Source organism: Kitasatospora sp. CB02891, from assembly GCF_002803145.1.
GTDB classification, from domain to species: Bacteria; Actinomycetota; Actinomycetes; order Streptomycetales; family Streptomycetaceae; genus Kitasatospora; species Kitasatospora griseola.
This window is the reverse complement of sequence record NZ_NNBO01000010.1, coordinates 153,009-175,805: the sequence shown is the minus strand read 5'-3', so window position 1 is coordinate 175,805 and position 22,797 is coordinate 153,009. Positions and strand designations below refer to the sequence as shown.

General features: G+C 71.8%; 20 protein-coding genes and 1 tRNA gene. 19 read left to right on the top strand and 2 right to left on the bottom strand.

Going from position 1 to position 22,797, the window contains the following annotated elements:
• Positions 1-144 precede the first annotated feature (144 nt).
• Together CG736_RS22645 and CG736_RS22640 are read left to right on the top strand one after the other, a co-directional pair.
• Positions 145-1,128 carry a trypsin-like peptidase domain-containing protein gene (locus CG736_RS22645; RefSeq protein ID WP_100588022.1) on the top strand — a complete coding sequence of 328 codons (984 nt, stop codon included), beginning with the start codon at positions 145-147 and terminating at the stop codon, positions 1,126-1,128.
• Positions 1,129-1,196: 68 nt separating this feature from the next.
• Positions 1,197-1,949: a hypothetical protein gene (locus tag CG736_RS22640; RefSeq protein ID WP_100588021.1), complete on the top strand. Its 753-nt coding sequence runs from the start codon at positions 1,197-1,199 to the stop codon at positions 1,947-1,949.
• A 7-nt stretch (positions 1,950-1,956) separates the two neighbouring features.
• Here CG736_RS22640 and CG736_RS22635 read toward each other — a convergent pair whose 3' ends face one another.
• Positions 1,957-2,208, bottom strand: coding sequence for a hypothetical protein (locus tag CG736_RS22635; RefSeq protein WP_100588020.1), 252 nt, complete (start codon positions 2,206-2,208; stop codon positions 1,957-1,959).
• Between the two features lie 112 nt (positions 2,209-2,320).
• Positions 2,321-2,392, bottom strand: a tRNA-Arg gene (locus CG736_RS22630).
• 166 nt (positions 2,393-2,558) lie between these two features.
• Between CG736_RS22630 and CG736_RS22625 the strand changes: the two genes are divergently transcribed.
• The 17 genes from CG736_RS22625 to atpB all read left to right on the top strand — a co-directional run bounded on the left by CG736_RS22625 (position 2,559) and on the right by atpB (position 22,719).
• Positions 2,559-3,074, top strand: coding sequence for a response regulator (locus CG736_RS22625; RefSeq protein ID WP_100588019.1), 516 nt, complete (start codon positions 2,559-2,561; stop codon positions 3,072-3,074).
• A 117-nt stretch (positions 3,075-3,191) separates the two neighbouring features.
• Complete coding sequence (gene argS / locus CG736_RS22620) at positions 3,192-4,847, top strand: arginine--tRNA ligase (protein WP_100588018.1); 1,656 nt, start codon at positions 3,192-3,194, stop codon at positions 4,845-4,847.
• A 97-nt stretch (positions 4,848-4,944) separates the two neighbouring features.
• Positions 4,945-6,336, top strand: a complete 1,392-nt coding sequence (lysA, locus tag CG736_RS22615; protein WP_100588017.1) for a diaminopimelate decarboxylase — start codon at positions 4,945-4,947, stop codon at positions 6,334-6,336.
• Positions 6,337-6,468: 132 nt separating this feature from the next.
• Positions 6,469-7,761: a homoserine dehydrogenase gene (locus CG736_RS22610; protein WP_100588016.1), complete on the top strand. Its 1,293-nt coding sequence runs from the start codon at positions 6,469-6,471 to the stop codon at positions 7,759-7,761.
• Positions 7,762-7,769: 8 nt separating this feature from the next.
• Positions 7,770-8,867 (top strand): threonine synthase, encoded by a 1,098-nt coding sequence (thrC, locus tag CG736_RS22605; RefSeq protein ID WP_100588015.1) that lies wholly within the window; start codon positions 7,770-7,772, stop codon positions 8,865-8,867.
• Between the two features lie 282 nt (positions 8,868-9,149).
• On the top strand, positions 9,150-10,067 hold the full coding sequence (gene thrB, locus CG736_RS22600) for a homoserine kinase (protein WP_100588014.1): 918 nt from the start codon (positions 9,150-9,152) through the stop codon (positions 10,065-10,067).
• Between the two features lie 503 nt (positions 10,068-10,570).
• A complete protein-coding gene (gene rho, locus CG736_RS22595) occupies positions 10,571-12,712 on the top strand; it encodes a transcription termination factor Rho (RefSeq protein WP_100588013.1) in 2,142 nt (713 codons plus the stop codon).
• Positions 12,713-12,854: 142 nt separating this feature from the next.
• Entirely contained in the window at positions 12,855-13,967 is a 1,113-nt protein-coding gene (locus CG736_RS22590) for an LCP family protein (protein WP_100588012.1), read from the top strand.
• Positions 13,968-14,092: 125 nt separating this feature from the next.
• Positions 14,093-14,320 (top strand): 50S ribosomal protein L31, encoded by a 228-nt coding sequence (rpmE, locus tag CG736_RS22585; RefSeq protein ID WP_035866123.1) that lies wholly within the window; start codon positions 14,093-14,095, stop codon positions 14,318-14,320.
• Between the two features lie 134 nt (positions 14,321-14,454).
• On the top strand, positions 14,455-15,531 hold the full coding sequence (gene prfA / locus CG736_RS22580; protein ID WP_100588011.1) for a peptide chain release factor 1: 1,077 nt from the start codon (positions 14,455-14,457) through the stop codon (positions 15,529-15,531).
• 18 nt (positions 15,532-15,549) lie between these two features.
• Positions 15,550-16,416, top strand: coding sequence for a peptide chain release factor N(5)-glutamine methyltransferase (gene prmC, locus CG736_RS22575; protein WP_100588010.1), 867 nt, complete (start codon positions 15,550-15,552; stop codon positions 16,414-16,416).
• Between the two features lie 240 nt (positions 16,417-16,656).
• Entirely contained in the window at positions 16,657-17,304 is a 648-nt protein-coding gene (locus CG736_RS22570) for an L-threonylcarbamoyladenylate synthase (RefSeq protein ID WP_043916028.1), read from the top strand.
• Between the two features lie 32 nt (positions 17,305-17,336).
• Positions 17,337-17,972, top strand: coding sequence for a protein-tyrosine-phosphatase (locus CG736_RS22565; protein WP_100588116.1), 636 nt, complete (start codon positions 17,337-17,339; stop codon positions 17,970-17,972).
• A 207-nt stretch (positions 17,973-18,179) separates the two neighbouring features.
• Entirely contained in the window at positions 18,180-19,442 is a 1,263-nt protein-coding gene (gene glyA / locus CG736_RS22560) for a serine hydroxymethyltransferase (protein ID WP_100588009.1), read from the top strand.
• Between the two features lie 150 nt (positions 19,443-19,592).
• Positions 19,593-20,924, top strand: a complete 1,332-nt coding sequence (locus CG736_RS22555; RefSeq protein WP_100588008.1) for a glycosyltransferase family 4 protein — start codon at positions 19,593-19,595, stop codon at positions 20,922-20,924.
• A gap of 280 nt (positions 20,925-21,204) precedes the next feature.
• Positions 21,205-21,627, top strand: a complete 423-nt coding sequence (locus CG736_RS22550; protein WP_043916030.1) for a hypothetical protein — start codon at positions 21,205-21,207, stop codon at positions 21,625-21,627.
• Between the two features lie 279 nt (positions 21,628-21,906).
• Complete coding sequence (gene atpB, locus CG736_RS22545; RefSeq protein ID WP_369880280.1) at positions 21,907-22,719, top strand: F0F1 ATP synthase subunit A; 813 nt, start codon at positions 21,907-21,909, stop codon at positions 22,717-22,719.
• Positions 22,720-22,797: the final 78 nt, after the last annotated feature.

The following is a 22,797-nucleotide window of genomic DNA, read 5'->3' as shown; positions in this document are numbered from 1 at the left end:
CGGAAATCTCACGAGTCTCCCAGCCAGGAATCACGGCATTTCCAGCTCGGCGACGCATATTCGAGACAGCTCGGGTCACCCGGTGTCCAGGTCGGCGACGACGTGGACGCCGGCGCGGCCTCCGGTCGGGAGGAACGGGGCAGCATGGGACGCCACTCCAAGCAGCGCAAGCGCCGCTCGCTGCGGCCGGTCGTCCTCAGTTCGGTGCTCGCCGTCGGCGTGGTCGGCGCGATAACGGCCGCCGGGGTGCTCTCCGTCCACCTGCGCGACCCGCGGCAGCGGACCAGCGCGGACACCGTCGCGGCGGTCGGCTCGGCCCCCGTGCCCGCCCCCGTCACCAGCGCTGCCCCGAGCCCGAGCGCGACGCCGAGCGCAAGCCCGAGCGCGAGCACGGGGGCCGAGCCGCCCGGTCCCCAGAACGTCGCGCAGGCCGGCAGCTCCACCGACGGCCTCACCCGGCAGGTCCCGCCCTTCGCGCCGCCGGACGTGAAGCTCGGCGTCACCGGCGCCGCCCCGCTCAACTCCGAGTCGGTCCGGGTCGGCGCGCTGTTCACCGGCGACGTCGCGCCGGGCAACCACTTCTGCACCGCCAGCGTCATCGACAGCCCCGGCCGCAACCTGATCCTCACCGCCGCGCACTGCGTGTCCGGCGTGAGCAGCATCGTCTTCGTCCCCGGCTACCACGACGGCACGGCCCCGTTCGGCAGTTGGCAGGTCACCAAGGTGTACACCGCGGACGGCTGGCAGAACGGCGACGACCCCGACGAGGACTTCGCCGTGCTCGCCGTCGCGCCCACCAACAACCTGCGGATCGAGGACGCGGTCGGCGGCAACCCGATCGGCGTCAACGCCGCGCTGACCGTCCAGACCCGGCTGTACGGCTACTCCGACAGCGCCGAGAAGCCCGTCCTGTGCACCAACGTCACCAGCCGCGAGGACACCTTCCAGCGGCGCATCGACTGCCCGTCGTTCTCCAACGGCACCAGCGGGGGCCCGTTCATCGACTCCGCCACCGGCGAGGTGATCGGCGTCATCGGCGGCTACCAGCAGGGCGGCGACACCGAGGACACCTCCTACAGCGCCTACTTCGACCACACCGTCGCCGACCTGGTCGCCCGCGCGAGCTGACCGGCCCTGGAATCTCCCCTCCCGCGTCACCCACAATGGGGCGACGACGCACACGAGGGGGAGGCGCGGTGTTCCGCCGCTGGTGGTTCCTGAAGGCCGCGAGGCCCGCCCCGACAACCGAGCACCACCCGAGTCGCCGGGAGGTCCGCGAGCACAAGGCGCTGGTGCTGGGGGAGTGGGAAGCGCTCCGGGACCGCCTGCGCGAGCTCGCCGCCGAACGCGTCACCGCCGCCGGCGCGGTCTTCCAGGCCGCCGAACTCCGGCTCCCCACCGAGGAGTCCGCCGCCCGCCGGGCCTACCAGTGGGCGCTGGAGGCGTACGAGGCGGCCGGCCGGCTGCTCGACCGCGCCGACCACCCCGACACCGACCTGCCCGACCTGGCCGCCGCCGTGGTGCTCGCCGAACAGGCGGTCGAACGCCTCGCCGCCGCACACCTGTTGCACGCCGGACAGCGGCCCGGCCCGCTCGCCGTCCGCTGCTACTACAACCCGCTGCACGGCCCGGTCGAGAACGCCGCCGAACCGCCCAAGAACCGCAAGACCCGCCAGCGGGCCCGCACCACCACCCGGGAGGCGGCCGCCGACCGCCGACCCGCCTGCCGCTCCTGCCGCGCCGCGATCCTGGCCGGCCAGACCCCCGACGTGCTGCCCGCGCTGCTCCCCGCCAAGGCCGCCCCCGGCCGCAAGGGCCCCGTCCTGGTCCCGTACTTCGCCGTCCCCCGCCAGTGGTCCCCCTGGTCCACCACCGCCTGCGGCGCCTACGACCCCGCCACCCCGTCCCTCGTCCTGCGCGGCGCCCACCGCCGCCGCCCGCCGCACTGACGGTCCGTCAGCGCCACCTGCGGCGCTCGGCCACCCGCCGCTCGACCTCGGCCGGGAAGCGGGCCGGGACTTCGCCGGTGGCCCGCAGGTGGGCGCGCTCGGCGGCGGTGAGGGCCTCGGCGGCGGTGTCCACGGCGAGGGCGTACGCATGGAGCTCCCCCGAGGCCGTCCCGCGCCGCAGGTCCGCGGCCTCCTCCGCCCAGTGGTTGCCCTCCCAGCCGTCCCGGGAGCCGAGCAGCGCGGTCGGCCGGCCGAGCACACCGCGCCGCGGTCCCGCTTGCTCGGGCAGTGCCCGGCGGCGGCTGTCAGGGGGAAACGAAAAAGGCCCAAGCCGCTTGGACTTGAGCCTCGTTCACGCACTTGCTGCGAAGTGCCCCCGGTAGGATTCGAACCTACGCACCCGCCTCCGGAGGGCGGTGCTCTATCCCCTGAGCTACGGGGGCCCTGGGCGATCTGCGATCACCCGGCCTTGCGGGGAAAACACTACCAGGGAAACTCCGTGGTCCGTGCACGGGTTTCCGGCGGCGGGTTCGGACGGGCCGTCAGCGGCGGGCGGCAAGTGCCCGAAAGACCGGACGGGCGGGGCGGCGCGCGGCTACCCTCGGTGAGGTGGCGGCGACGTCGGGGCGGGTTCTCGTGGTGGACGACAGCGAGGCGATCCGTCGACTGATCAGGGTCAACCTGGAGCTGGAGGGCTTCGAGGTGGTGACCGCCGCCGACGGTGCCGAGTGCCTGGAGGTGGTCCACCGGGTCGCGCCGGACGTGGTGACGCTGGACGTGGTGATGCCCCGGTTGGACGGGCTGCGGACGGCGGCCCGGTTGCGCGCCGCCTGGGAGACCGCGCACCTGCCGATCGCGATCGTGAGCGCCTGTACGCCGGCGGACCTGGAGCGCGGCGAGTCGGTGGGGGTGGACGGCTACCTCGCGAAGCCGTTCGATCCGGCGGACCTGATCGAGCTGGTGTGCCGACTGCGGGCGATGGACCGCCCGGCCGCAGCGGCGGCCGGGCGCCGTTTCGCGTACGACTTCGGCAGCGCGCCCCATCCGGTCGTTCAAACCCTGCGAGATTTCGCCCTGGGCGAACACGCGCAGGAACTTGTTCCGCCGGACGAGTCACGCCCGTGAGATGTGCCGGTCTGCGGCGCTGTCCGACGAGACGAAGCACGCCGCGGGGCACGACGCGCGTCCCGCTCGGCAAACCGAGTGGCGGTCGACCGCCCCCTCTCGCCTAGGCTTGGGCCCGTGACACCCGCAGAACTCTCCCAGGCAGTCCAGGCCGCCGTCAGCGCCGCCATCCAGGCCGGCGAGCTGACCGTCGACGTGCCCGCGCACGTGACGGTCGAGCGGCCCAAGAACAGGGACCACGGCGACTACGCCACCAACGTGGCCCTCCAGCTCGCGAAGCCGGCCGGCAAGCCGCCGCGAGCCGTCGCGGAGATCCTGTCCGCACGCCTGCGAGAGATCACCGGCGTCGCGAAGGTCGACATCGCCGGTCCGGGCTTCCTGAACATCACGCTGGACGCCGCCACCCAGGGCGAGCTGGCGCGCACCATCGTCGAGGCGGGCGAGGCGTACGGCCGCAACGAGGCGCTCAAGGGCCTGAACATCAACCTGGAGTTCGTCTCGGCGAACCCGACCGGCCCGATCCACATCGGCGGCGTCCGCTGGGCCGCCGTCGGCGACTCGCTGGCCCGCGTCCTGAAGGCGTCCGGCGCCGAGGTGTCGACCGAGTACTACCTCAACGACGCCGGTGTGCAGATCACCAAGTTCGCCAAGTCGCTGAAGGCCGCCGCCAACGGACAGCCCGTCCCGGAGGACGGCTACGTCGGCGAGTACATCACCGACATCGCCAAGGCCGTCACCGACGGCGTGCCCGGCATCCTGGAGCTGCCCGAGGACGAGCAGCTGCCGGCCTTCCGCACCGAGGGCCTGAAGCTGATGGTCGCCGAGATCCAGCGGTCGATGAACGAGTTCGGGGTGCACTTCGACACCTGGTTCTCCGAGAAGTCGCTGCACGACTCCGGCGCCGTCCAGCAGGCCATGGAGCGGCTGCGCGAGCAGGGCCACGTCTTCGACCGGGACGGCGCGATCTGGCTGCGCACCACCGACTTCGGCGACGACAAGGACCGCGTCCTGATCAAGGCCGACGGCGAGACCACCTACTTCGCCGCCGACGCCGCCTACTACCTGAGCAAGCGGGACCGCGGCGCGGAGGTCTCGGTCTACATGCTCGGCGCCGACCACCACGGCTACGTCAACCGCCTCAAGGCCATCGCGGCCTGCGCGGGCGACGACATGGACCGCAACATCGAGGTGATGATCGGTCAGTTCGTGAAGATGCTGCGCGACGGCAAGGAGGTCCGACTCTCCAAGCGCGCGGGCAACATCATCACGATCGACGACGTGATCGACTGGATCGGCGTGGACGCCGCCCGCTACATGCTGGTCCGGCAGTCCACCGACTCCACCATCACCATCGACATCGACCTGGTCACCAGCCAGACCAAGGACAACCCGGTCTTCTACGTGCAGTACGCGCACGCCCGGATGTGCTCCGTGCAGCGCAACGCCGTGGAGAAGGGCATCACCCGCAGCGCGGACTTCAAACCGGAGCTGCTGAGCTCCGAGTGGGAGAACGCCCTGCTCGGCCAGCTCGGCGAGTTCCCGCGCGTTCTCGCCAAGGCCGGCGAGCTGCGCGAGCCGCACCACGTCGCCACGTACCTGGAAGAGCTGGCCCGGGCCTACCACCGGTTCTACGACAACTGCCAGATCCTGCCGAAGGGCGACGAGGAGGTCACCGACCTCACGCACGCCCGCCTCTGGCTCGCCGACGCCACGCGAACGACGCTCGCCAACGGCCTCGGCCTGCTCGGCGTATCCGCCCCCGAGCGGATGTAGAAGCACCACAACCCCCAAGCGCAGCACAGCGGGGGCGGCGGACCGGTCGACGGAGACCGGTCGCCGCCCCTCGCCATAGGTCGAGGAAGTTCCGCACATGTCTCGCTCCGCACACCCCGCAGGTCCCCGGCACGGCGACGTGCTGCCCGAGGGCCACTACCAGGCCCCGCCCGCCGACCTGAACGCCCTGGACCCGAAGGTCTGGTCGCGCACCGTCACCCGTGACGCGGACGGCGTCGCCACCGTCGGCGGCGTCGACGTCCGCACCCTGGCCGCCGAGTTCGGCACCCCCGCGTACGTGCTGGACGAGGCCGACTTCCGGGCCCGCGCCCGGGCCTGGCGGGACGCGTTCGGCGACCACGCGGACGTGTACTACGCGGGCAAGGCGTTCCTGTCCAAGGCCGTGGTGCGCTGGCTGCACGAGGAGGGCCTCAACGTCGACGTGTGCTCCTCGGGCGAGCTGCAGGTCGCGCTGGCGGCCGGCATGCCGGGGGAGCGGATCGCGCTGCACGGCAACAACAAGTCGGTGCGGGAGCTGGAGCAGGCCGTGAAGGCCGGCGTCGGGCACATCGTGGTCGACTCCTTCCAGGAGATCGAGCGGCTGGCGGAGATCGCCGAGGCGCAGGGCGTCCGGCAGCCGGTGCTGATCCGGATCACCGTCGGCGTCGAGGCGCACACCCACGAGTTCATCGCCACCGCGCACGAGGACCAGAAGTTCGGCCTGTCGCTGTCCGGCGGCCTGGCCGCCGAGGCGGTCCGCCGGGTGCTGGCCGAGCCCTCCCTGGAGCTGCGCGGCATCCACTCGCACATCGGCTCGCAGATCTTCGACTTCGCCGGCTTCGAGGTCGCCGCCCGCCGGGTGGTCGGCCTGCTGGCCGAGGTCCGCGACGAGCACGGCGTCGAGCTGCCGGAGATCGACCTGGGCGGCGGCCTGGGCATCGCGTACACCCCCGACGACGACCCGCGCGAGCCCGCGGAGATCGCCGTCTCGCTCGGCGAGATCGTCCGACGCGAGTGCGCCGCAGCGCAGTTGACGACCCCTCGGATCTCGGTGGAGCCCGGCCGGGCGATCGTCGGCCCGACCGCGTTCACGCTGTACGAGGTCGGCACCGTCAAGTCGCTGGAGGGCCTGCGGACCTACGTCAGCGTGGACGGCGGCATGTCCGACAACATCCGCACCGCGCTGTACGACGCCGAGTACTCGGTGGCGCTGGTCTCCCGGACCAGCGAGGCCGAGCCGATGCTGGTCCGGGTGGTCGGCAAGCACTGCGAGTCCGGCGACATCGTGGTCCGGGACGCCTTCCTGCCCGCCGACCTGGCCCCCGGCGACCTGATCGCGGTGCCCGCGACCGGCGCCTACTGCCGGTCGATGGCGAGCAACTACAACCACGCCCTCAAGCCCCCCGTGCTGGCCGTCGCGGACGGGGCGGCCCGGGTGATCGTCCGACGCGAGACGGAAGAGGATCTTCTGCGTCTCGATATCGGCTGACGAAATTTTCGTCTCATAACGTGGACCGGCCGTAGATCCGTGCGGAAAGTCCCGGAGACTGGTACGGACAGGAAAGCCCCCGGGGGACACCGAATCACCCCGGCGGGGACGAAGAATGCAGAGCGGAGTCGGATGATGCGTACGCGCCCGCTGAAGGTGGCGTTGCTGGGCTGTGGTGTGGTGGGCTCCGAGGTGGCGCGCATCATGACGACGACAGCCGACGACCTCGCCGCGCGCATCGGCGCCCCGGTCGAGCTCGCGGGCATCGCGGTCCGACGGGCCGGGCGCCCCCGCCCCGGGGTGCCCGAGCACCTGCTCACCACCGATGCCGAGGCCCTGGTCGGCCGCGACGACATCGACGTGGTGATCGAGGTGGTGGGCGGCATCGAGCCGTCCAAATCGCTGATCCTGAAAGCCTTCGGGAACGGCGCCTCGGTGGTCTCCGCCAACAAGGCGCTGCTCGCCAAGGACGGCGCCGAACTGCACGCCGCGGCCGCCGCGGCCGGCGCCGACCTCTACTACGAGGCCGCCGTGGCCGGCGCCATCCCGCTGCTGCGCCCGCTGCGCGAGTCGCTGGCCGGCGACAAGGTGAACCGGGTGCTGGGCATCGTCAACGGCACCACCAACTTCATCCTCGACAAGATGGACTCCACCGGCGCCGGGTACTCCGAGGCGCTGGAGGAGGCCACCGCGCTGGGCTACGCCGAGGCCGACCCGACCGCCGACGTGGAGGGCTTCGACGCCGCCGCGAAGGCCGCCATCCTGGCCGGGATCGCCTTCCACACCAAGGTGACCGCCGCGGACGTCTACCGCGAGGGCATCACCGAGGTCACCGCCGCCGACATCGCCTCCGCCAAGCAGATGGGCTGCGTGGTCAAGCTGCTGGCGATCTGCGAGCGCTCCGCCGACGGCGGCTCGGTCACCGCCCGGGTGCACCCGGCGATGATCCCGCTCAGCCACCCGCTGGCCTCCGTCCGCGAGGCCTACAACGCGGTGTTCGTGGAGGCCGAGGCGGCCGGCCGGCTGATGTTCTACGGCCCCGGCGCGGGCGGCTCGCCGACCGCCTCCGCGGTCCTCGGCGACCTGGTCGCGGTCTGCCGCAACAAGGTCAACGGCACCACCGGCCCCGGCGACTCGGTCTACGCCCAGCTGCCCGCCAAGCCGATGGACGAGGTGGTCACCCGCTACCACGTCAGCCTCGACGTGGACGACCGGGCCGGCGTGCTGGCCCAGGTCGCCTCGGTCTTCGCCGAGCACGGCGTCTCCATCGACACCGTCCGCCAGCAGGGTCGCGACGGCGACGCCGCGCTCGTCGTGGTCACCCACCGCGCCACCGACGCCGCCCTGTCGGCGACGGTCGACAAGCTCCGCGCACTGGACAGCGTGCGCGACGTGGCCAGCATCATGCGGGTCGAAGGGGAGTAGGAACAACCATGAACGCCCTTGCCGAAAACGCTGCCCGAGGCACCCGCACCCACCAGTGGCGCGGCCTCATCGAGGAGTACCGCGGCCGCCTCCCGGTCACCGACTCCACCCCCGTTGTCACCCTGCTCGAAGGCGGCACGCCGCTCGTCCCCGCCCAGGTGCTCTCCGAGCGCACCGGCTGCGAGGTCTACCTCAAGGTCGAAGGCGCCAACCCGACCGGCTCCTTCAAGGACCGCGGGATGACCATGGCCATCTCCAAGGCCAAGGAGGACGGCGCCCAGGCCGTCATCTGCGCCTCCACCGGCAACACCTCCGCCTCCGCCGCCGCCTACGCGGTGCGGGCCGGCATGGTGTCCGCCGTGCTCGTCCCGCAGGGCAAGATCGCCCTCGGCAAGATGGGCCAGGCGCTGGTGCACGGCGCGAAGATCCTCCAGGTGGACGGCAACTTCGACGACTGCCTCACGCTCGCCCGCGACCTCTCCGAGAAGTACCCGGTCGCGCTGGTCAACTCGGTCAACCCGGTGCGCATCGAGGGCCAGAAGACCGCCGCCTTCGAAATCGTCGACATGCTCGGCGACGCCCCCGACATCCACGTCCTCCCGGTCGGCAACGCCGGCAACATCACCGCCTACTGGAAGGGCTACCGCGAGTACGCGGCGGACGGCCTCTCCTCGAAGACCCCCCGGATGTGGGGCTTCCAGGCGTCCGGCTCCGCGCCCATCGTGGACGGCGCCCCGGTGCTCAAGCCGCAGACCATCGCCACCGCGATCCGGATCGGCAACCCGGCCTCCTGGGACTACGCGCTGGCCGCCCGGGACGAGTCCGGCGGCCTGATCGACAAGGTGACGGACCGCCAGATCCTGTCCGCCTACCGCCTGTTGGCCGCGCAGGAGGGCGTCTTCGTGGAGCCCGCCTCGGCCGCCTCGGTGGCCGGCCTGCTGGCCAAGGCCGAGGCCGGCCTGGTCGACCCCGGGCAGCGGATCGTCTGCACCGTCACCGGCAACGGCCTCAAGGACCCGGACTGGGCCGTGGCCGGCGCGCCGCAGCCGCAGATCGTCCCGATCGACCCGGAGGCGGCCGCCCGCCGCCTGGGCCTGCTGGACTGACCCGGCTGATCCGGCGTCAACACCGTTGAGCGGCGGGCCTGATCGGGCCCGCCGCTCAGCGGTTTTCTGCACCGCTTTCAGGTCATCCGACCGGCGCTTTTCCGCTTCTTGTGGCAACACGGAAGATCCGAGCCGGGCGGGGTGTACCGCTCTGGAACCTCTCTTCGATACGCTGGACCCCGGCGGGCCGCGCCACGCTGCGCGCTCCCCTCGACCTCCCGCCGTCGTACCACCGCAGGCCCCGTCGTCCGGGCCGCCCCCACTTTCAGGAGTGTCCACCGCATGGCCGGTCCCGCGTTCCGCGCCGCCGCCGTCCGGGTCCGCGTTCCCGCGACCAGCGCCAACCTCGGCCCCGGCTTCGACGCTTTCGGCCTCGCCCTGGGGCTCTACGACGACGTGGTGGTCCGGGTCGCCGACTCCGGTCTGAGCGTGGACATCGCCGGCGAAGGCGCCGAGACCCTGCCCCGCGACGAGCGCCACCTGCTGGTCCGCTCGCTGCGCGCCGCCTTCGACCGGCTCGGCGGGCAGCCCCGCGGCCTCGAAGTGGTCTGCGCCAACCGCATACCGCACGGTCGCGGCCTGGGCTCCTCGTCCGCCGCGATCTGCGCGGGCATCGTCGCCGCCCGCGCCGTCACCATCGGCGGCGCCTCCGCCCTCGACGACGACGCGCTGCTCGCCCTCGCCTCCGAGCTGGAGGGCCACCCCGACAACGTCGCGGCCTGCCTGCGCGGCAACTTCACCGTCGCCTGGACCGAGGACGGCACCGCCCGCACCATCACGCTCGACCCCGCCGACCGGGTGGTTCCGGTCGTGTTCGTGCCCTCCACCGAGGTGCTCACCGAGACGGCCCGCGGTCTCCTCCCCAGGACCGTCCCGCTCGCCGACGCCGCCGTCAACGCCGGCCGCGCCGCGCTGCTGGTCGAGGCGCTCACCCGCCGCCCCGAGCTGCTGCTCACCGCCACCGAGGACCGCCTGCACCAGGACTACCGGGCCTCCGCCATGCCCGACAGCGCCGCCCTGGTCGCCGCCCTGCGCGCCGAGGGCGTCCCCGCCGTCATCTCGGGCGCCGGACCGACGGTCCTCGCGCTCACCGACGAGGCCGGCGCGGAGAAGCTCGTGAACTTCGCAGGACCGCAGTTCGCGGCACACCGCCTGGAGCTCGACCGCACCGGCGCGACCGTGCTGCCGCTCGACATGTGAGACGGACACGATTGACAAACAAAGGGCTGGGGAATGTGTCAGGGGGTCGGTAGTGTTAACCTCATTGCTGCACCAGATGCCCTCCGGGGACCGGTGCGACGCATCCCGATCCCGTTCCCCCGTCACGGGGGCCGGAAGCTCGGGAGCACGATTCTCCGGGAGCCCGCCACACCGCGTACGCAGCCTGCCTCCGCGACTGCGGCCCATCCCGAAGCCGTGACGGCACCAGACTCCCACCCGCAGCCTCTGCACTGAGGCCCGGCCGGGCGGGGCCCGAACTGCCGCCGCGCGACGGGGGCCCGGGCATCAAACAGGCGCAGCGAGGTCGGTACCGGCCGTCCGCGCCACTTCGCACCACAGTGCACCGCACTTCGCAGCTCCCCGGAAGGACCAGCCTTCCGCGGGAATCCAGCCCCTGACCAGCGCACAGAGATGCTGGGCAGGACAGCACAACCGGTCGCCGTGCCAGACAGGCCGACGTCCGCTCCAGGGAAGGACCCTTAGTGAGCGACACCACCGATCTGATGGGCGCGCGCCCGGACGCCGAGGCGTCGGACGCTGCCGCCGCCCCTGCGGCGCCGGCGCGACGCCGTCGTACCGCTGCCGCCGGCCTGGACGGCCTGGTCCTGGCCGAGCTCCAGAAGCTCGCCTCGACCCTCGGGATCAGCGGTACCGGGCGGATGCGCAAGAGCCAGTTGATCGAGGCCATCAAGGAGAAGAGCGGCGGAGACCCGCTGCTCGCGGGCGGCTCCGCCCCCGCCGCTCCGGCCGCCAAGAAGGCCGCCAAGTCGGCTGCTCCCGCCGAGGCCGCCCCGGCCGCCGAGGAGCAGGCCGAATCGGCGGCTCCGCCGCGGGCTGCCCGCCGCGCCCGCACCGCCGCCGCCACCGAGCCGCAGCCGCAGGCGCAGATCGAGATCCCGGTGCAGGCCGCCGCCGACACCGCGGCCGCCACCACCCGGACCGAGCGTCCGCGCCGCCGCGCCACCGCCGCCGCCGGTGCGCCGACCGCCGAGGCCGCGGCCGCGGCCGCCGCCACCGCCGAGCAGGACCGGCCGGCCGCCGAGGCCAAGGCCGAGGGCCAGCGCCAGGCCGCCGAGGGCGAGGGCCGTTCCGAGCGCCGCGAGCGCCGGGACCGCCGTGACCGCCGCGAGGGCGGCGAGCGCACCGAGCGTGCCGAGCGCACCGAGGCCGGCACGGCCGAGGGCGACAACGAGATCCGCGAGTCCCGCCGGGACCGCCGCAACCGCCGCGAGCGCGACCGCGCCGACCGGCAGCAGGGCGGCGGCCAGCAGCAGGACGGCGGCCAGTCCCGCCAGCAGGGCCAGCAGCAGAGCCAGGGCCAGGCCCAGGGCCAGCAGCAGGGCGGCGGCGCCCAGCAGCAGGGCGGCTACGACGACGACGAGTTCGGCGACGGCCGCCGCGGCCGCCGCGGCCGCTACCGTGACCGCCGGGGCCGTCGCCGCGACGGCTTCGAGGGCGCCGGTGGCCCCGAGGTCCCGCTGAGCGACGACGACGTCCTGATCCCGGTCGCGGGCATCCTGGACATCCTCGACAACTACGCCTTCGTCCGGACCTCCGGCTACCTGCCCGGCCAGAACGACGTCTACGTCTCGCTGGCCCAGGTCCGCAAGCACGGCCTGCGCAAGGGCGACGCCATCACCGGCGCCGTCCGGCAGCCGAAGGACGGCGAGCGCCGCGAGAAGTTCAACGCGCTGGTGCGCCTGGACTCCGTCAACGGCATGGACCCGGACAGCGGCCGCGGCCGCCCCGAGTTCGGCAAGCTGACCCCGCTGTACCCGCAGGAGCGGCTGCGCCTGGAGACCGACCCGGGCGTGCTGACCACCCGGATCATCGACCTGGTGTCGCCGATCGGCAAGGGCCAGCGCGGTCTGATCGTGGCCCCGCCGAAGACCGGTAAGACCATGATCATGCAGGCGATCGCCAACGCGATCACCCACAACAACCCCGAGTGCCACCTGATGGTCGTCCTGGTGGACGAGCGTCCGGAAGAGGTCACCGACATGCAGCGGTCGGTGAAGGGCGAGGTCATCTCCTCGACCTTCGACCGCCCGGCCGAGGACCACACCACCGTCGCCGAGCTCGCCATCGAGCGCGCCAAGCGCCTGGTGGAGCTGGGCCACGACGTGGTGATCCTGCTGGACTCCATCACCCGCCTGGGCCGTGCCTACAACCTGGCCGCGCCCGCCTCCGGCCGCATCCTGTCCGGTGGTGTCGACTCGACCGCGCTGTACCCGCCGAAGAAGTTCTTCGGCGCCGCGCGCAACATCGAGAACGGCGGCTCGCTGACCATCCTGGCCACCGCGCTGGTCGAGACCGGCTCGCGGATGGACGAGGTGATCTTCGAGGAGTTCAAGGGCACCGGCAACATGGAGCTCAAGCTCGACCGGAAGCTCTCGGACAAGCGCATCTTCCCCTCCGTCGACGTGGACGCCTCCGGCACCCGCAAGGAGGAGATCCTGCTCGGCCACGAGGAGCTCTCCATCGTCTGGAAGCTCCGCCGGGTGCTGCACGCCCTGGACTCGCAGCAGGCGATCGAGCTGCTGCTGGACAAGATGAAGCAGACCAAGACGAACGCCGAGTTCCTGATGCAGATCGCCAAGAACACCCCCGGTTCCGGCGACTGATCGCAGCAGTCCCACCGAGACCCCGTACCGCTTCCCGCGGTGCGGGGTCTCGGGCTTTTCTCATGCGGGCTTCAGAACCGGTTCGCCCTACCGGTGCGTCACTTATGCTCGAAAGGTCGCACTGCAGGTGAAATGAGGCGATATGGCCGAACATCGGAAGGACCGCTCCACGGGTCGCCGCAGGCTGCGGATCACGCTGTTCGCGCTGGTGGCCGTCATCCTGGTGGCCGCGGGGCTCGGCGGGCTCGCCTACTGGAAGCTGAACCGGAACCTGCACGGCGTCGACATCTCCGGGCAGCTGGGCAGCGCCCGCCCGCCCGCCTCCACCGACGGCTCGTTCAACCTGCTGGTGCTCGGCTCCGACTCGCGGGCCGGCGCCAACGGCAACCTGGCGGGCGGTGACACCGGCGACACCGCCCGTTCCGACACCGCCATGGTGGTGCACGTCAACCAGACCCACACGGCCGCCTCGGTGGTCTCCATACCGCGCGACACCCTGGTCGCCCGGCCCGCCTGCACCGGCCTCGACGGCAAGCCCGTCCCGGCGGTCCGCAGCGCGATGTACAACTCGGCGTTCGAGGTCGGCGGCCCGGCCTGCGCGGTGAAGACCACCGAGCAGCTCACCGGGATGCGGATGGACCACTTCGTCGAGGTGGACTTCGCCGGCTTCGCCTCGATGATCGACGCGATCGGCGGGGTGGACGTCACCACCACGGTGCCGATAAGCGACCCGGACAGCGGACTGCAGCTGCCGGCCGGCACCCACCACCTGGGCGGGCAGCAGGCGCTGGCGTTCGTCCGCACCCGGCACGGCGTCGGCGACGGCAGCGACCTGGGGCGGATCGAGCTCCAGAAGCAGATGGTGAAGGCCATGCTCGGCCGGATCGACACGCTGGGCCTGGCCACCGACCCGATGGCGGTGTGGAGCCTCGGCGACAAGCTGACCCGGTCGCTCACCACCGACTCCGACCTGGCCTCGGTGAGCTCGCTGGTGGGCCTGGCGCAGACCCTGAAGCGGATCGGCCCGGACCAGCTGACCATGGTCACGCTGCCCGTGGCGTACGCCCCCAGCGACCCGAACCGGGTGCTGCCGAAGAACCCGGAGGCCCAGCAGCTCTGGGCGGCGCTGCGGGTCGACCAGCCGGTGCCGACGCCGGTGGTCTCCGAGCAGCCGACCAATCCGGCGGACGGTTCGCCGTCCGCGACGGCCTCGGCGCACCCCGGCTCGGTGCCGGCGCACGGGGGTGCGGAATAGCGCGCTCCGCCTCCCGGTTTGGGAAGAAGCGGGCAGTGCTGGCACACTGGTCCGTCGGTCCCGGTTCACGTGCGGACGTCCATGTCCGCCGACCCGGTGCCCTCCCGATCAGCTAGGAGAATCCGTTGAAGTCCAACGTTCACCCGGAGTACGTGGTCACCAAGGTGACCTGCACCTGCGGCAACGAGTTCACCACTCGCTCGACCGAGACCAGCGGTGAGATCCGCGCCGAGGTCTGCTCGAACTGCCACCCGTTCTACACCGGCAAGCAGAAGATTCTGGACACCGGTGGCCGCGTGGCCCGCTTCGAGGCGCGCTTCGGCAAGAAGCTTTCCGGCAACAAGTCGGCCTAGCGCTTCCACGGCGCCGGTCTCGGGCGTCCTCGTGTACTCACGGGGGCGTCCGGGCCGGCGCCGTTCGCGTCTCTCCCGCCCACCACCCCTGCTGGGCACCCCCTGTTCGGCACTCACGGAAGTAGGACCACCCGATGTTCGAGGCAGTCGAAGAGCTCCTCGTCGAGCACGCCGACCTCGAAAAGAGGCTGGCCGACCCGTCCGTGCACGCGGACCAGGCGAACGCGCGCAAGCTGGCCAAGCGGTACGCCGAGCTGACCCCGATCACCCGGACCTACCTGGCCTGGAAGCAGGCCGGCGAGGACATCGTCGCCGCGCGCGAACTGGCCGCCGAGGACCCGGACTTCATCGCCGAGGCGAAGGCGTCCGAGGCGCACCAGGGGGAGCTCACCGAGGAGCTGCGGCTGCTGCTGGTGCCGCGCGACCCCAACGACGACAAGGACGTCATCCTGGAGGTCAAGGCGGGTGAGGGCGGCGAGGAGTCCGCGCTGTTCGCCGGCGACCTGCTGCGGATGTACCTGCGGTACGCGGAGCGGGTCGGCTGGAAGACCGAGATCATCGACGCCAACGAGTCCGACCTCGGCGGCTACAAGGACGTCTCGGTGGCCGTGAAGACCAAGGGCAACGCCGAGCCCGGCCACGGCGTCTGGGCGCAGCTGAAGTACGAGGGCGGCGTGCACCGGGTGCAGCGGGTGCCCGCGACCGAGTCGCAGGGCCGCATCCACACCTCCGCCGCGGGCGTGCTGGTCACTCCGGAGGCCGAGGAGGTCGAGGTGGAGATCCACGCCAACGACCTGCGGATCGACGTCTACCGGTCCTCGGGCCCGGGCGGCCAGTCGGTCAACACCACCGACTCCGCGGTCCGGATCACCCACCTGCCGACCGGTATCGTCGCGTCCTGCCAGAACGAGAAGAGCCAGCTGCAGAACAAGGAGCAGGCGATGCGCATCCTGCGTTCGCGACTGCTGGCCGCCGCGCAGGAGGAGGCCGAGCGGGAGGCGTCCGACGCCCGCCGCAGCCAGGTCCGCACGGTCGACCGCTCCGAGCGCATCCGGACGTACAACTTCCCGGAGAACCGCATCTCCGACCACCGCACCGGCTTCAAGTCGTACAACCTGGACCAGGTGCTGGACGGCGACCTGAACGCGGTGATCCAGTCCTGTGTGGACGCCGACGCCGCGGCCAAGCTGGCCGCCGCGCAGGAGAACTGAGCCTAAGGAACCCGAGGCATGAACCTGCTGCTCGCCGAGGTGGCCCAGGCCACCCAGCGCCTGGCCGCGGCCGGCGTGCCCTCGCCGCGCTTCGACGCCGAGGAGCTGGCCGCGCACATCCACGGCGTGAAGCGCAGCCAGCTGCACACCGTGCCGGACGGGGACTTCGACGCCCGCTACTGGGAGGCGATCTCCCGGCGTGAGCAGCGCGAGCCGCTGCAGCACATCACCGGGCGGGCGTTCTTCCGCTACCTCGAACTGGAGGTCGGCCCCGGGGTGTTCGTGCCCCGGCCGGAGACCGAGACGGTGGTCGAGTGGGCGATAGAAGCGGTCCGCGCGATGGACGTCGCCGAGCCGCTGGTGGTCGACCTGTGCACCGGCTCCGGGGCGATCGCACTGGCCCTCGCCCAGGAACTGCCGCGCTCCACCGTGCACGCGTTCGAGCTCGACGAGGGCGCGATCGCCTACACCCGCCGCAACGTCGAGGCCAGCCCCGACCGGGCCCGGGTCCACCTGCACCAGGGCGACGCCACCAAGGCGTTCGCCGACGACCGGGCCTGGGACGGCCGGTTCGACCTGGTGATCAGCAACCCGCCGTACATCCCGCTCACCGAGTGGGAGTACGTCGCCCCCGAGGCCCGCGACCACGACCCGCAGATGTCGCTGTTCTCCGGCGAGGACGGCCTGGACACCATCCGCGGCATCGAGCGGGTCGCCGCCCGGCTGCTGCGGCCCGGCGGCGCGGTGGTGATCGAACACGCGGACACCCAGGGCGGCCAGGTCCCGTGGATCTTCCGCGAGGAGGGCGGCTGGACGGACGCCGCCGACCACCGGGACCTGAACAACCGGCCCCGCTTCACAACGGCCCGAAGGGCGTCGTTGTGAACATCAGGCGCAGGACGACGGCCCGAAGGGCGCCGTTGTGAATGTCAGGCGCGGTACAACGGCCCGAAGGGCGTCGTTGTGAACATCAGACGCAGGACGACGGCCCGAAGGGCGTCGTTGTGCACGTCAGGCGCGGTGCAGCGGCCCGAAGGGCCTCGCTGTGATCATCAGGCGCAGTACGACTGCGCGACGCGCTTCGCTGTAGACCACCACTGAAATCACCGGAAGGGGATTGCTCCGATGAGCCGCCGATACGACTGCTCCGACGCCCAGGACCGCGCCAGCGGGCTGCGTGAGGCCGCCACGGCGATTCGCCGCGGGGAGCTGGTGGTGGTGCCGACCGACACGCTGTACGGGATCGCCGCCGACGCGTTCTCGCCGGACGCGGTGGGCGCGCTGCTGGCGGCCAAGGGTCGCGGGCGGAACATGCCCTCGCCCGTGCTGGTCGGTTCGCCGACCACCCTGCACGGGCTGGTCACCGACTTCTCCGAGCAGGCCTGGGAGCTGGTGGACGCGTTCTGGCCGGGCGGCCTGACCCTGGTGGCCCGGCACCAGCCGTCGCTGCGCTGGGACCTGGGCGAGACCCGGGGCACCGTCGCGGTCCGGATGCCGCTGCACCCGGTCGCGCTGGAGCTGCTGAACGCCACCGGCCCGCTCGCGGTGTCCTCCGCGAACAAGACCGGCGGCCCCTCGCCGTCCACCTGCGACGCGGCCGAGGCGCAGCTCGGCGACGCGGTGTCGATCTACCTCGACGGCGGGACGGCCGACTACGCGACGGCCTCCACCATCGTCGACGTCACCGGCAAGGTGCCGGTGGTGCTGCGGGCGGGCGCGATCAGCGTCGAGCAGCTGAGGGAGGTCGCTCCGGACGTCGAGGCCGGCAGTTGACCGCCGCCCCCTTGTACGGAGCGGGGAGCGCCCTGGCGCCGTATCCGGCGTCCGGGCCGCTCCCGCTGGACACCTTCAAGATCCTCTTCGTCTGCACCGGCAACATCTGCCGCTCGCCGATCGCCGAGCGGCTGGCCCGGCTGGAGCTGGACTCCCGGCTCGGCGTCCGGGTGGGTCGCCGGATCGTGGTGGAGAGCGCCGGCACCTGGGGCCACGAGGGCGCCCCGATGGAGGCGCACGCGGCCACCGTGCTGGGCGAGTACGGCGCGGACAGCGGCGATTTCGCCGGGCGGGAGCTGCTCGACGAGCACGTGATCGACGCCGACCTGGTGCTGACCGCGACCCTGGACCACCGTGCGCAGGTGATCTCGATGGGGCACGCGGCGGGTCTGCGCACCTTCACGCTGAAGGAGTTCACCCGGTTGGTGCAAAGGGTCGATCCGCGGACCCTGCCGGACCCCAGGGACGGCGCGCGACTGACCGAACGCGCCCGCGCGCTGGTCCGCTCGGCCGCCGCCCTGCGCGGCTGGCTGCTGGCCGCCTCACCGGAATCGGACGAGCTGAGGGACCCTTACGGGGCGCCGATCGGCATGTTCCGCAACTGCGGCGAGGAGATATTCGACGCGCTGGACCCGGTGGTGACCGCACTGACCGGCGTGGACCGGTGAGTTGAGCGCCCTCCACTAAAGTTTCGGTGGAGAAATTGTGAAGCCTGTGTGCCCGAGCGATGCAGGTGACCGGGGCGCGGCCGAAAGGCCCAGTCCCGCGCGTGGGGGCGGGCCCGGCGCCCGGGGCCGACCTAGGCTGGAGGAATCTCCGCCCGCACCGGCCCCCTCGCCTTCGGTTGGGGGGACCCCCCACCCGGGAGCTGCAGCATGACGGTTGCCGATGCCCGACAGACCCACTGGCAGGCCGCCGAGGCCCTGCGTGCGGCGGACCCGCTGATCGCCGACCTGCTCACCGCCGAGGACGAGCGCCGGGCCGATTCCCTGCAGCTGCTGGCCGGCGAGAACCTGGCCACCCCCGCGGTGCTGGCGGCGCTGGCCGGCCCGCTGGTCGACAAGTACGCCGAGGGCTACCCCGGCCGCCGCCACCACACCGGCTGCGCGCCCGCCGACACCGTCGAACTGCTGGCGGTCGACCGGGCCCGTGAGCTGTTCGCCGCCCCGCACGCCAACGTCCAGCCCCGGTCCGCGACTTCGGCCGTCCTGGCGGCCTACGCGGCGCTGCTGCGGCCGGGCGACGCGGTGCTGGCGATGTCGCTGGAGCACGGCGGCCACCTGAGCGCCGGCTCGCGGGCCAACTTCTCCGGCCGGTGGTTCCAGTTCCACGGCTACGGGGTGCGCGAGGAGGACGGCCTGGTCGACCTGGAGCAGGTCCGCCGGCTGGCCCACGAGCACCGTCCCAAGGCGATCGTCGCGGGCGGCATCTCCTACCCCCGGCACCTCGACTGGGCGGCCTTCCGGGAGATCGCCGACGAGGTCGACGCCTACCTGATCGCCACCGCCGGGCAGAGCGCCGGCCTGGTCGCGGCCGGCCTGGCGCCCTCCCCGGTGCCGTACGCGGACGTCACCGTGGTGGCCACCCACAAGCTGCTGCGCGGCCCGCGCGGCGGCCTGCTGCTGTGCACCCGCGAGCTGGCCGACCGGATCGACCGGGCGGTGTTCCCGTTCTGCCAGGGCGGGGCGGCGATGAACGAGGTGGCCGCCAAGGCGGTGGCACTGGCCCAGGCCGGCACCCCCGGCTTCGCCGAGTACGCCCGCCGGGCGGTGGCCGGGGCGCGGGCGCTGGCCGCCGCGCTGGCCGCCGCCGGGGCCGCGCCGCTCACCGGCGGCACCGACACCCACCTGGTGACCGCCGAGGTCGGCGGCCTCGGCCTGACCGGCGTGGAGGCGGAACGCCGGTGCGCGGCGGCCGGGTTGATGCTCGGACGGTGCGCCGTCCCGTACGACCCCGCGCCGCCCACCGAGACCTCCGGGATCCGGCTGGGCACCGGGACGTGCGCCGCCCAGGGAATGGCGGAGGCGGAGCTCGGCGAGGTCGGTGAGCTGCTCGGACGGGTGCTCGCCGGGGCCGATCCGGCCTCGGTCCGGGGCCGGGTCCGGGAGCTCGCGCAGGCCTTCGCCGGGCGTCGCTGAGCATTCGCCGGCCGCGGAGGCGAACCGCGATGCGGGGCCCGGGCGTCGGAGTCAATAAGGTGTGCAGCGTGGCGACGCACCTCGAACCCCGAACCTGCGCGGGAGTACCCTGCGTACTCGTCCGTCGGACCGCGACCCTGGAGGCCAGTGGTGCGTGAGTATCTGCTGGTCCTGTTCGTCTCCGCGGCGGTGACCTACCTGCTGGTCAGCCCGGTGCGGAAGTTCGCGATCGCGGCCGGCGCGATGCCCGCCGTGCGGGCGCGTGACGTGCACCGCGAACCGACTCCGCGGCTGGGCGGCATCGCGATGTTCGGCGGCCTGCTGGCGGGCCTGCTGGCGGCCTCCCAACTCACCAACCTGGGGCGGCTGTTCGTCCAGAGCGCGGACGTCAAGGCGCTGCTGTCCGGGGCCGGGATCATGTTCGTGCTGGGCGTCCTGGACGACAAGTGGGGCGTGGACGCGCTGGTGAAGCTCGGCGGTCAGATGATCGCGGCCGGCGTGATGGTCTGGCAGGGCGTCACGGTGATCTCCATCCCGGTGCCCGGCTACGGCACCGTCACCTTCACCCCCACCCAGGGCATGCTCATCTCCGTCACGCTGGTCGTCGTGATGGTGAACGCGGTGAACTTCATCGACGGCCTGGACGGCCTGGCGGCGGGCATGGTGTGCATCGCCGCGATCGCGTTCTTCCTGTACTCGTACCGGCTCTGGCTGGGTTACGGGATCAACGACGCCGCTCCCGCCGCGCTGTTCACCGCCGTGCTGATCGGCATGTGCCTGGGCTTCCTGCCGCACAACCTGCACCCGGCGCGGATCTTCATGGGCGACTCCGGCTCGATGATGCTGGGCCTGATGCTGGCAGTCGCCGCGATCTCCATCACCGGCCGCGTCGACCCCGACCTGATCTCGGCCCGGACCGGTTCGCAGACCAGCGCCATCCACGCCCTGGTGCCGATCTACATCCCGCTGATCCTGCCGCTGACGGTCATCGCGCTGCCGCTGGCGGACCTGCTGCTGGCCGTGGTGCGCCGCACCTGGGCGGGCAAGTCGCCGTTCGCGGCGGACAAGCAGCACCTGCACCACCGGCTGCTGGAGGTCGGGCACTCGCACAGCCGGGCCGTGCTGATCATGTACTTCTGGGCCGCGCTGATCGCCTTCGGCACCGTCGCGGTGTCGGTCACCAACACCGGCCGCACGGTGGTCCTCGCCATGGCGGGCCTGTGCCTGGTGGGCCTCGCGGTGCTGCTGATGCCGCGCTTCCGCCCGCGCGCCCCGAAGGCCGTCCAGCCGTTCGTGCCGCCCCGCTACCGCAGCGGCGAGCGGGCCGCAGGGCCGGTCGGGGCGGAGACCGGCGTCGAGGACGCCGAGGACGGCGCCGAGGCGTCCGCGATGGCCGAGCTGTCGGCCGAGGACAAGGCCCTGCTGGGACGAATCGGGACGGGTGCGACGGCGTCCGGCCGACGGGGTGAGCGGCAGGACTGACGAATCGTCAACTCCCGTTGGGCCGTTCGGCGGCACCCGTTCGGCGGCACTCGCGCGCCCGCGGTGTGACAGGTGCCACACGTTCATGGTAAAGCTCTCATCAAATAGTTTGTGATACCGTTCACGAGTACCGAGAACACGCCGAAAGACCTGACAGGTGGAGGACTTCCGTCCCTGGTCGGTCTCCCTCGACGGGCTCGCCGAAACGGGCGGTCCGCGGCGTGGTTCTCGCCCTGAGTTCACTGCCCCTTGCCACCGACATGCCTGCGGAGCTGCCGACATGCCGTCCCACGACGCCCGGATCCTCCGTGGCGCCGCAATTCCCACTGCGGCCGCCGGAGTGATCGCCATGGCGATCTCCTTCGCCGTCGCCCAGGGGAAGGGCCTGCTCGGCGCGCTGCTCGCGACCGTGGTGGTGCTGGGCTTCTTCAGCTTCGGCCAACTCGCGCTCGACCGTCTGACCCGGAACAACCCGCAGATGATGATGGCCGCCGGGCTGCTGGTCTACACGACCCAGATCTTCGCGATCGGCATCCTGCTCGCGGTGGCCAAGCATCTGACGTTCTTCGACCGCAAGGTCTTCGGGTTCACCCTGCTCGGCCTCGCGATCATCTGGACGGCGTTCCAGGTGAGGGGCGCGCTGAAGGCGAAGATCTATTACGTGGAACCCGACGGCAAGCCGAAATCCGGGCGTCAACCGTGAGCGGGGCCGGCTGTCCCCCTCGCGAGGGGGGCGGTGTTTATGCCCTCCTGACGGACTGCTATCGTCCGTCCCAACGGCGGAGTACGGGATGCGGCCAGGTCTCTCCGAGAATCGGACGGATCGCCCCCCGGCTCCACGAAGCTTTCGAAGATCCCGCGGCGGAGATACACGCCGTGTCGGGTCCGCGAGAAATCCAACTAGTTCCAGTGCCGCACCGTGGCCGCAGGCCACGCCGACACACCGAGGTTGCCGTAACCATGCGTCAGAACGAAGGAGTCTGTGGTGGGTGCTGACGTCCAGCTCGCCTCCGAGGCCGGTTGCCACCTGAACTCCGGCTGCGGCTTCCCGGCCCCCGGCCTGAACGAGTTCGACTTCAAGCCGATCTTCACGGTCGGTGGCGTCGACTTCACCAAGCCGATGCTGCTGTCGATCATCTGCGCACTCCTGGTGGTCGGCTTCTTCTGGGCCGCGTTCGCCAAGCCGAAGCTGCTTCCGGGCAAGCTCCAGCTGGTCGGCGAGATCGGGTACGACTTCGTCAAGCGGAGCATCGTGCTCGAGACGATCGGCAAAAAGGGCGAGAAGTACGTCCCGATGCTGGTCTCGATGTTCTTCTTCGTGTGGATCATGAACATCATGTCCATCATCCCGTTCGCCCAGTTCCCGGTGATGTCGCGCATCGCGTTCCCGGTCGGGCTCGCGGCGATCGTGTGGATCACCTACATGACGCTGACCTTCAAGAAGCACGGCTTCGTCGGCGGTATGAAGAACCTCTGCTGGCCGTCGGGCATCCCCGGCTGGGTCATGTTCATCCTGGTGCCGATCGAGTTCTTCTCGAACATCTTCGTGCGCCCCTTCACCCTCGCGGTCCGAGCCTTCGCGAACATGTTCGCCGGTCACCTGCTGATCGTCGTCTTCTCGGTGGCCTCGTGGTACCTGCTGAGCCCCAGCATCGGCGCCCTGTACGGCTCGGTGTCCTTCGTGGTGGCCGTCGGTCTGACCGGTTTCGAGCTGCTGGTGCAGTTCCTGCAGGCGTACATCTTCGTGATGCTCGCCAGCAGCTACATCGCCGGTGCCCTGGAAGAGGCGCACTGAGCCCCGCGGCCCCGGCCGCGCCCTGAACTCCCGGTGGCCAACACCCACCGGTATCCCATCCCCGCAAAGGATTAGCTG